The sequence below is a fragment of the Staphylococcus sp. URHA0057 genome, from assembly GCF_000620265.1.
GTDB lineage: Bacteria > Bacillota > Bacilli > Staphylococcales > Staphylococcaceae > Staphylococcus > Staphylococcus pasteuri.
Genome location: NZ_JHVS01000019.1, coordinates 1 through 10,387 on the forward strand (window position 1 = coordinate 1; position 10,387 = coordinate 10,387).

General features: G+C 31.1%; 11 protein-coding genes and 1 pseudogene. 8 read left to right on the forward strand and 4 right to left on the reverse strand.

The annotated features are described in order from the left end of the window. Positions 1 to 73 precede the first annotated feature (73 nt). Entirely contained in the window at positions 74 to 937 is an 864-nt protein-coding gene (locus N524_RS0109190) for a replication initiation protein (protein WP_017636236.1), read from the forward strand. Positions 938 to 1,118: 181 nt separating this feature from the next. Here N524_RS0109190 and pepG1 read toward each other — a convergent pair whose 3' ends face one another. Continuing rightward, a complete protein-coding gene (pepG1, locus tag N524_RS13815; RefSeq protein ID WP_029056311.1) occupies positions 1,119 to 1,253 on the reverse strand; it encodes a type I toxin-antitoxin system toxin PepG1 in 135 nt (44 codons plus the stop codon). Positions 1,254 to 1,885: 632 nt separating this feature from the next. Between pepG1 and N524_RS0109200 the strand changes: the two genes are divergently transcribed. Beyond that, positions 1,886 to 2,488, forward strand: a complete 603-nt coding sequence (locus tag N524_RS0109200; protein ID WP_002447413.1) for a short chain dehydrogenase — start codon at positions 1,886 to 1,888, stop codon at positions 2,486 to 2,488. A 349-nt stretch (positions 2,489 to 2,837) separates the two neighbouring features. Here N524_RS0109200 and N524_RS0109205 read toward each other — a convergent pair whose 3' ends face one another. Next, complete coding sequence (locus tag N524_RS0109205) at positions 2,838 to 3,515, reverse strand: ArsR/SmtB family transcription factor (protein WP_029056312.1); 678 nt, start codon at positions 3,513 to 3,515, stop codon at positions 2,838 to 2,840. Positions 3,516 to 3,626: 111 nt separating this feature from the next. Between N524_RS0109205 and N524_RS0109210 the strand changes: the two genes are divergently transcribed. The 6 genes and pseudogenes from N524_RS0109210 to N524_RS0109235 all read left to right on the forward strand — a co-directional run bounded on the left by N524_RS0109210 (position 3,627) and on the right by N524_RS0109235 (position 8,758). After that, the gene (locus tag N524_RS0109210; protein ID WP_029056313.1) at positions 3,627 to 5,006 is read left to right on the forward strand and encodes an MFS transporter; all 1,380 of its coding nucleotides are present in this window, start codon (positions 3,627 to 3,629) and stop codon (positions 5,004 to 5,006) included. 249 nt (positions 5,007 to 5,255) lie between these two features. Beyond that, positions 5,256 to 5,636: a plasmid mobilization protein gene (locus tag N524_RS0109215; protein WP_029056314.1), complete on the forward strand. Its 381-nt coding sequence runs from the start codon at positions 5,256 to 5,258 to the stop codon at positions 5,634 to 5,636. Beyond that, on the forward strand, positions 5,621 to 5,809 hold the full coding sequence (locus N524_RS0109220) for a hypothetical protein (RefSeq protein WP_002489809.1): 189 nt from the start codon (positions 5,621 to 5,623) through the stop codon (positions 5,807 to 5,809). Before N524_RS0109215 ends, N524_RS0109220 begins: the two co-directional genes overlap by 16 nt. After that, a pseudogene (locus N524_RS12855) lies at positions 5,796 to 6,599 on the forward strand (relaxase/mobilization nuclease domain-containing protein). The gene N524_RS0109220 and the pseudogene N524_RS12855 overlap by 14 nt, the downstream one beginning before the upstream one ends. A gap of 31 nt (positions 6,600 to 6,630) precedes the next feature. Continuing rightward, complete coding sequence (locus N524_RS0109230; RefSeq protein WP_037555709.1) at positions 6,631 to 7,107, forward strand: mobilization protein; 477 nt, start codon at positions 6,631 to 6,633, stop codon at positions 7,105 to 7,107. A gap of 787 nt (positions 7,108 to 7,894) precedes the next feature. Continuing rightward, positions 7,895 to 8,758: a replication initiation protein gene (locus N524_RS0109235; protein WP_029056316.1), complete on the forward strand. Its 864-nt coding sequence runs from the start codon at positions 7,895 to 7,897 to the stop codon at positions 8,756 to 8,758. Between the two features lie 336 nt (positions 8,759 to 9,094). On the opposite strand, the gene N524_RS13860 is transcribed toward N524_RS0109235, so the two are convergent. Then, positions 9,095 to 10,084 carry a zinc-binding dehydrogenase gene (locus N524_RS13860; protein WP_029056317.1) on the reverse strand — a complete coding sequence of 330 codons (990 nt, stop codon included), beginning with the start codon at positions 10,082 to 10,084 and terminating at the stop codon, positions 9,095 to 9,097. Then, positions 10,035 to 10,387, reverse strand: a 353-nt coding sequence (gene tnpA / locus N524_RS13865) for an IS200/IS605 family transposase (RefSeq protein ID WP_029056318.1), incomplete at its 5' end; no start/stop codon positions are given. The genes tnpA and N524_RS13860, both read right to left, overlap by 50 nt.

Here is a 10,387-nt window from a genome sequence, read left to right on the forward strand (position 1 = left end):
AAAGGCATAGTTTTGCCACATTAAAGGCATAGTTTTTTTGTTGTTATGCCTTTGTTGAAAGGAGAGTTATTATATGAGCGGAGAAACTGTTATTTACAAAAATGAAATGAATTTAGTTCCATTACGACGCTTTACTGCTACTGAAATTAACTTATTTTTTGCTATGTGTAATAAGCTCAAAGAACAAGATACTAATACACTTCATTTATCTTTTGATGAACTCAAAGAATTAAGTAATTACAGTCCAGAAACACGTAACATTAACAGGTTTGTAGATGATCTCCAAAGAGTTTACGATAAGATGTTAGATATCAGATATACTATTAGAACTGAAACAAAAATTAAAAAATTTGTCTTATTCTATAAGTATGAAATAGATATATCGGAAAAATATTTAGAAATTGCTACTTCTCCTGATTTAAAATATATCTTAAATTCAATTACGAATAACTTTACTAAATTTGAATTAAAAGAGATGACACACCTTAAATCTACCTATTCAAAAAATATGTTTAGATTACTTAAACAATATAAACATACTGGCTATATGAAGATTAAAATTGAAGACTTTAGAGAACGATTAGATATTCCAGAATCTTATAGAATGTCTAATATTAACCAATTTGTTTTAACACCGATTATTAAGGAGCTCTCTCCAATATTTAATAACCTCAATATCAATAAAATTAAAGCTAAAAAAGGACGTAAAATTGAATGGTTAGAATTTACTTTTGACTCTGAGAAACGCATTCACAGTAAACGACAACCTCAAATGGCAGATATAGGTAAGTCACGACAATATATAAGTCGTGAGAAAACACCAAAATGGTTAAAAGAACGCACATATGAAAAACAAACACAAAATGAGTATGATCCACAATTAGAGAAAGAACGAGAAGCCTTTTTAAAACAACTTGAAGTCGATTGGGAAGAATAGAAAGGTTTACAAAAGATAGTATGAAAGATATACTTAAAGTAACAAATGAATTGCTAACTAGTATATACCAAAAAGACACAAGTGCTAATAACACTTGTGCCATAGTAAGCCCGTTAAAAAGACGGTGACTTTTCGGATATTACTTAATAACCATTCTTACTCGGTCAAAAGTTGGGAATGGTTATTTTTTTTGACTTAATTTAATAAGTTCGACGATAAGACCAATGAACGCAATAAGGAAAATGCCAAATTGCAACATGGTACTTATATCAACCAAGAGGCGTCTCCTTTCTAAAGATTTGATTGATACCATCATAGGCATCACGCTCCTTATACTCAGATTAGCCACCATCGATCCAACTTGCTTACATTGATTATTATATAGATGTAGTAAGTTTTTTAAAGTTGTGTTCAAATATATAACTTTTCAAGTGTATGCAGGCCTACAATATACATGCATATAATATGCGCGCATCATGTATGCAACAGCTAAATACATCTCACAAGTAAACAAGTTTAATAGTTTACTTGTATATTTGTTTACTTGTTTACTATTAAATAAGTATACGCTATGTGTAGGTTACACAAGTGTAACTTACATAAATATACAAAAGTTCTCTTCATGAAAATGCATGAAAACGTGTGGTTAAGGGTATGTATAAAATGTGAATAGTTCATGAATTCACATAAAAGGGAGAAACGCCGTTAAATCAGCGTTTCTCCCTCTTCATTTAGTTGACATAATTAGTTCTTATGGGTAGCTAATTTGTATATTCTATGTATAAGCTTATTTAATATTAACATTACTTGAATATACTATGTTTTACAGAATAAATTCATAAATGTATATGTTACATTAAGTATGTAAGTGTTAATAGTAAACTTTCGAATATATTTATTTTGGCTAAAAAATTTACAAAAATAACAGTATTTATTAGGAGGATTACAATGAAAATAGTAGTTATTGGTGCTACTGGCACAATAGGTAAAAGTGTATCTAAGAAACTTAAAGAAAATAATCATGAAGTTATTGAAGTTGGCAGTAAATCTGGTGATTATCAATTAGATATTACCTCTCCAACAGAAATTGAACAAATGTATAAAGATATTAAAGATATAGATGCTGTTGTCAGTGCCACGGGAGGAGCAACTTTCAAATCCCTATCAGATATGAGTTTAGAAGAAAATAATGTAGCCATAAAAAGTAAATTATTAGGACAGATAAATCTTGTTTTAATAGGCCAACACTATTTAAATAAAAATGGTAGCTTTACTTTAACTTCCGGAATTATGATGGATGATCCTATTTTATTAGGTTCTTCAGCAGCTATGGCAAATGGTGGTGTCTCAGGATTTGTTACATCAGCAGCTGTAGAATTAAAAAATGGTTTAAGAATTAACAATGTAAGTCCTAATGTCGTTGAAGAAGCTTTAGATAAGTATGGAGAATTCTTCAAAGGATTTACAGCTGTTCCAGTTGATAAAGTAGCAAATGCATTTATTAAAAGTGTTGAAGGCGCTCAAACTGGACAAACGTATAAAGTTTATTAATGTTTTAGTATCTCATTATCTTATATTCAATTTTCATTTTTAAAAGACCCAGACGCTGATATGACGGTGTTTGGTTCTTTTTCCTTTAATTAACATAATTACTGATTATGGGTAGTGCTTTTGTATAGCGTATTCATTTTATAAATAGCTATTAATCAGTGTAAAAAATAATATAAAAGAGACATTCTTATTAATAAACCATTATATGCTTGTTTAGTAAATATCACATTATCCATGTCGTCTGTATCTGAAGAAAGTTCAGCTTCTCTTGGTCCAGGACTTAGAATAGGGATCCTATTCTTATCATTAAACTTTTCTTTAGATACTATCAAATTATTTCGTTTTTTTATTATGGGATGTTCATATTTAGATATGTCTTGAAAGCACTTTTTCCTTTTTTGGTTAAATTAAGACATCGATTAATTTCACTTTTTTCAATCCAAGATAATTCAATCATTTTTTCAGTTATTTTTAACGCAATAGGTCCTGCCATATGATTTTTTCTCTCAGTCCAATCTATATGTTTAGGAATAGGTTTAGAGTACATACTCTTTTCTGTTTCAATTCCTATTTTTTTTAACCAAGTCTTCCCTTCTTGAGTTAATTTATAAAAATTTTCTTCTTCTTTAATATAATTATTTTCTATCAAAGATTCAGTAAACTTAACCCCTATTTTTCCGGCAATATGACCATAACAAGTACGCATATATGATAATTTTTCTTTTTTTGTTGTTTCTTTTAACGACTTACTACTCATAGGTGGAGATATGACAGACAAAGCTTGGATTGCATCAACAACTTTATCATTATCAATTTTATAATAACGATGTCGTCCCTGAGTATTTACTGAGATTAAATTGGCTTCTACTAATTTTAAAAGATGCTCACTAGCTGTTTGAGGTTTTATACCAGCTAATTTAGCTAATTCTCCAGCTGAAAGAGATATACCACTAGATAATTCAATTAACATAGTTAAACGTGTTTTATGTCCAATGAGGAGAATATTATCAGCAAAATTTTCATACATATAGTACATCCTTTCTATTAGTACAATTTAATCATACCCATATAATATTTCGTTTAACACCGAAATATTATATGGGTATGATTAAATTAGTTAAATGAGGAGGTATGATAGATGTATTCTTCTAAGTATTTCGATCATTTAGTTGTTTTCACAGCAGGAATAGGAATGTTTTTATCCACCCTGGATAGTGGCATTATCAATGTCGCATTACCCACTTTATCAAAATACTTTAATGTTGATACTTCTTTTATTACTTGGAGTGTTACACTATATACTTTATTATTAACAGGCACAATTATAATATTTGGGAGACTAAGCGATAAATACAGTCGTTTAAATATATATAGTTTAGGATTAACTATTTTTTTAATAGCTTCTATTTTATGCGGTTTTTCAAACAACGTCATACAATTAATCGTTTTTCGTGGTTTACAAGGTATAGGTGCAGCAATGTTACAAGGAACTGCTACGGCTATTATTACTACAACCATTCCTGAAAATAGACAAGGTTCTGCGTTAGGAACGTTAAGTATTCTATTAGGAATAGGTCCTGTTTTAGGTCCAAGTATTGGAGGTCTTTTAATATCTGTAGGTAATTGGAGATGGATATTTTGGATCAATATTCCCTTTATATTTATCGGTTTAATCGGCTGTTTATTTTTAAAAAGATATATTAAAGAGCAAAAAAGTACGTCTATCCATTTAGATATACGTGGAAATTCATTATTATTTCTATCTATCTTTTGTTTATTAATAAGTTTAACATCTTGGTCTTATCACTCAATTTTTAATATATCAGTATATGGCAATTTCCTAATCTTTATTGTTTCTTTTTGCCTATTTATTATATGGGAGTTAAAAACAAATCATCCTATCATCGATTTACGTTTATTCAAGAATGTATCATTTTCATCTCCAATATTTGCAATATTTGTATTTGGAGGTACAACATCTTTAGGTTTTATAATTCCTCCATATATTTTAGAAAAGATTAATCATCTTTCATCTTGGCAAATAGGATTAGTTAACCTTACTTCTCCTTTAGGATTAGTACTTACTTCAAAAATATCTGGTAAATTAATTTCTCGCATTGGCAATATTGTATTAATGACTACAGGACTAATTATTATGATTGTGGCATATACAAGCCTAGGATTATTACAATATATATTAAATCCAGTGACAATAAGCTTATTATTACTAATATATGGTATAGGAGGAGGTTTTTTCCTACCGTCTAATACTTCAGCAATAATGGGAACTGTATCTCAAGATATGCAAGGTACTGCTGGAGCTACACAAAGAATGGTTCAAAATATAGGTATTGCTTTTTATACAGCAGTTACTTCATTATTTATCAGTAATTCATCAAATTCAGATAAACTCATAGAAGGGTCAAGTCATGCATGGTTATTTGCATCAATAACACTCTTTTTAGCATTATTACCTTTTTTATTGAAAATATTAAAGACTAAATATGGACCTAATTAATATATTTATAACAAATAATACTTCTTTTTCTTTATTAATAATGGCTATCAATTAGCCACTATTTTTTCGTCAGAAAAAATCATAAGGGGCTTGGGGAGTATCCCCAACAAGCAGGCGACGCTACCACGTTAGTGGCTAGCAAAGCCAATGCTTGTCCAAACCACTATAACGACTTGATTAATTTTACTTTACAGGGTAAAGCAAAATTATATTAAGGAGTTATCTTTCGAAAAAAGCGTGGTGGGATGTATGAGCGAACAAAATCATTTTGTGGCTAGCTACGAAACTGTTGGGCAAAACCATAAACCCAACCGTAAGGAGCCGAAACAAATTAGTTTTCGTGTGAGCGAATCCGAATATTTAAAGTTAAAGAAGTCGGCTGAAACTTTAAATATGAGTGTGCCTTCTTTCGTTAAGAAAAAGGCACAAGGCAGTCGATTGGTCGCACCGAAATTTGATAAAGAAACGCGACAATCGATTGCGAAAGATTTAAGTAAGTTAGGCGCAAATGCTAATCAGATTGCCAAATATTGTAATCAACATCAATATGACGCACCGAATTATGAGGCATTAGAACATAATATTAATGAATTACGTGAAAGGTTGAATGACATATGGGCAAGAATTTAGAAATAGTAACGAGCTTATTTGTATTAATACTTGCTATAGGCTTTTCAATTTGGAATTTTTATAACCATTCATATACAACAGCCATAATTATGTTAGTTATTGGAGTAATCAATATTGGTTATTTAATTCAAGAAATAATAGAAAAACGACGTGATGATGATGGCAACAACTAAATTAAGTGCCACCAAATCAACATCACGGGCGATCAATTACGCTGAAAAACGTGCCATTGAAAAAAGTGGTTTAAATTGTGATGTAGACTATGCGAAATCGAGTTTCAAAGCCACTCGTGAGTTATATGGCAAAACGGACGGTAATCAAGGTCATGTGATTATCTAATCGTTTAAACCTGACGAAGTCACGCCTGAACAATGTAATCAATTAGGCTTAGCACTCGCTGAAAAGCTCGCACCGAATCATCAAGTGGCGGTCTATACGCATGCCGATACAGACCATGTACACAATCATATTGTCATTAATTCAATTGACCTCGAGACAGGTAAGAAATTCAATAACAATAAACAAGCGTTACGTAATGTCAGAGATTTCAATGATGAGGTTTGCATAGAACATGGTTTAAGCGTGCCAGAAAAGGACACAGCACGCTTACGTTATACGCAGATAGAAAAAGCGATTGCTGACCCTAATACGAAATCAACAGCCCAATATTCATGGAAAGATGAGATTAGAGAGGCGATAGACCAATCACAAGCAACGAATATGGATGAATTCAAAGACCATTTAAACCAACATGATATTGAAATTGAACGCGTCACACCCAAAAGCATTACCTATCGACATTTAGCCGAAAATAAAAAGGTGCGTGGGCGTAGCAGACAAGCTGCAGAATCAGAAAGACTTGCTGATGAAAAGGCTCGAAGAGATCGAGAAGAGAGAGAACGAGAGAAACAAGCGTCACGAACAATTATTAACGACGATCGAGACCACGGCCTCGAACTTTAATCAAGCAACTCAAACGAACGAAAAACGATTTATGAGTGCAGTGAGACATTATGTACAACGCATTGATACTGATAATTTAAAACAAGATTTTGAACAAGCGATACAAAAAGAACTCAATGACGTAAAAACAGAAACACAAAACATGGTTAAAGAAATGAAAAGCAATCAAGCAGACCTTCAAAAAGCGAATAGCGAATATAAAAAGACAATAGATGAGCGAATTAAAAACAACGAAACAGCTGTTAAACAATATGATCAAGCATTTAATCGTTTAACCAGAGGGATTACTGCTATGTTTTTCATTTTTGCTTTAACTATGGTCGCATTTTTAGTCTTAAATTCCTTAGATGACTTGTTAGGTGTTCATCATTTTTACGAATGGATTAACTATGTATTAAAAACCGGGCATTCAGCATGGCGTTATTTCATTCTTTTACTTTATCTTGTCCCTTATCTCTTATTTGGATTGCTTATATATACCATTTTAAGAGCGTATAAGAGTATTTAATTAAATAATGATGAATAAGTATATAATTCAGGATAAAGATGCTATATAAAGCTTAAATTAGGCTTAAAATAAAAAAGCTCATGTACACAACACAAATGTACATGAGCTAAAAAAATAAAAAAATTTTACCTGTCAAACTATGTCAATTTTAACATTATATGCTAAAAATGTCTTCTAAAATTGATTTTAACGACAAAATATTTTTGTCGTTACTTTTAATAGTTTGTGTATTAATTAATATATATATTATTATGCCAAGAAAATTTATTGTGCATTGAGAAGACCCCCTTAACTAAACTGGAACGACGAATGTCGGGATAGCGTGAGCTATTAACCCGACGAGTCGACAGTTTTCGGGTTTGTTAAGGGGGTCAGAGGCTCAATGTCAATAAAGCAATTGGAATAATGCATTAAAACTATATCACATATTGTTTTTTTAATAATAAAAACCAACCACAAATGTGGTTGGTTTCCTTTTTTTCTTTTGAATTTATGAGGGGTGAATTGCCCCGAACTTTTTAATATCTTTTTATAAATCTTTTTAAAACCTTTTTAGGAGGTACTTTAGACATAGAGTGCCAAGGAGTTTAGAATTTTAAAGGCATAGTTTTGCCACATAAAAGGAGTGTTTTTGCCACATAAAGGGAGTAGTTTAAATATCATCACTCCTTTTATTCATTGACGCCGCTATAAAAGTGTTTTATGCTTATATTCAATTGGTATAAAGGAGTAGTCTTTTTTTTAGTACTCCTTTATATGAGACAGTTACTGATGGAGTGATAATAAAATGTCTGGTGAAACAGTTGTATACAAAAACGATCTAAACCTCGTCCCATTAAGAAAATTTACAAGCATAGAAATTAATTTGTTTTTTGCGATGTGTAATAAGTTAAAAGAACAAGACACCTATACGTTACATCTGCCTTTCGATGAATTAAAAGAACTAAGTAACTATAATCCTAAAACACGTAATATTAATAGGTTTGTGAAAGATTTGGATGATGTATACAAAAAAATGTTGGAATTGACAATTAAGTATGAAGATGATGAAATCATAGAGCGCTTTGTGTTGTTTAATCATTATAGAATTCATAAAAAGGAACAATATTTAGAGATTTCAACATCTCCTAATCTAAAGCATATACTTAATTCAATTACGAATAATTTTACAAAATTTGAACTAGAAGAAATGACGACGCTTAAATCAACGTATTCTAAAAACATGTTTAGAATACTTAAGCAGTTTAAACATACAGGTTATTTAAAAATAAAAATAAATGATTTTAGAGAGCGATTAGATATTCCAATATCGTATAGAATGACCGATATTAATAAGAATGTATTAAAACCGATTATTAACGAACTCAGTTATATTTTTAAAGCGTTAAAGATACATAAAGTTAGAGCAAAAAAGGGACGCAAAATAGAATACCTAGAATTTATATTCGAACCTGAAAATCGTATTTATAATAAAAAGTACACTAAAAGTAAAAATACAGTGGGTTCAAAACAATATATTAGTAGAGAAAAAACACCACAATGGTTAGAAAATCAGACAGATAATAAAGAAGGTAAAATTGACATAGATCCTCAATTTGAAAAGGATCGGGAAGCTTTTTTAAAGCAATTACAAATTGATTGGGATGAGTAATAGTAAAAATAATAAGCATAGATACACTGGTATCATGATCTAATACTTCTTGGGAGAAAAAGCCTTGTTCTTTTAGAACAAGGCTTTATAAATATGAATGCTTATTATCTAATTTTCCATTTACCCAGAATATAATATTGAAAACATTTATTGACTCACTAACGTCTCTCTATTTTATTCTTATAAACAGTTTGTTAGGTAAATTATAACACTAGTTAGTGAAGAATTGTAAAATAGAATAAATAATAATGATTAAGAAGATAAGATATTTAAATACTCTTAATTGGTGATAATATATACAACTCATTTATAACAATTGGTGTTGCAATTTTTGCACTATTCTTCTTTGATTTTGACAACTTGTTTACCGAAATTATCACCTGTAAATAACTTTCTGAATGCAGAAGGTAAATTGTCAAAACCTTCATCTATCGTCACTTCAAATTTAATTTTACCTTCAGACACCCATTGTGCGAGCTGTTCGCTTGCTTCTTTAAAATGATCAGCGAATTGTCCTACTACAAAACCTTGCATTAATGCTTGATTTTTAATCAACGTTCCTTGGATACGTGGCCCAATATCGTCATTTTCATTATTATATGCTGAAATTGCACCACATACCGGAACGCGTGCAAATCGATTTAAGTGTTTAAACACTTCATCAGAAATTGCGCCGCCTACATTTTCAAAATACACATCAATGCCATCTGGTACAGCCGCTTCGAGTTGCTGTGCGAAATCATCTTGTTTATAGTCAATGGCCGCATCAAATCCTAATTCATCTGTTAAATATGTTGTTTTCTGCTTACCACCAGCAATACCGACAACTTTTGCGCCTTTAATCTTAGCAATTTGTCCTACGACAGAGCCTACCGCACCGGATGCAGCTGACACGACAACCGTCTCGCCAGATTGTGGTTGACCAATTTGAAGCAATCCTGTATAGGCCGTCATTCCCGGCATGCCTAAAACACTCAAATATAAATGTAATGGTACATCTTTTGATGGAACAGGGGTCACATCGTCTCCATTCACTGTATTTATCTTTTTCCATGGTAATATGCCTGTGACATAATCACCCACAGATAGACGTTCATCTTTCGATTGTGTGACTTTTCCAACAATATGACCTTGTAATGGCTCATTCACTTGGAAAGGTTGAACATAACTTTTTGTATCATTCATTCTGCCTCTCATGTAAGGATCTACAGATACATAAATGGATTCTACTTGAATCTCACCTGCATATGGTTCTCGAGTTTCTATTGTTTCAAATCTAAATACATCGTCTTGAGGGATACCATTGATTACGAATGTAATTTTCAATGACTTTTTTATTTCTACCTACTGTATCTACATAAAAACCTTTACACCAAAACTTTCTATTTCCATATCTATATTTTAAATTAGCGTGTCTATCAAAAATCATTAAACTACTTTTACCTTTTAGATATCCAACAAATGAAGACACTCCTATTTTGGGTGGAATGCTAACTAACATATGAATATGATCTTTACATGCTTCTGCTTCAATAATTTCTACACCTTTTCTTTCACATAATTGGCGTAGAATAATTCGAATATCTTTCTTTATCTTCCCATATATTACTTGTCTTCTATATTTTGGAG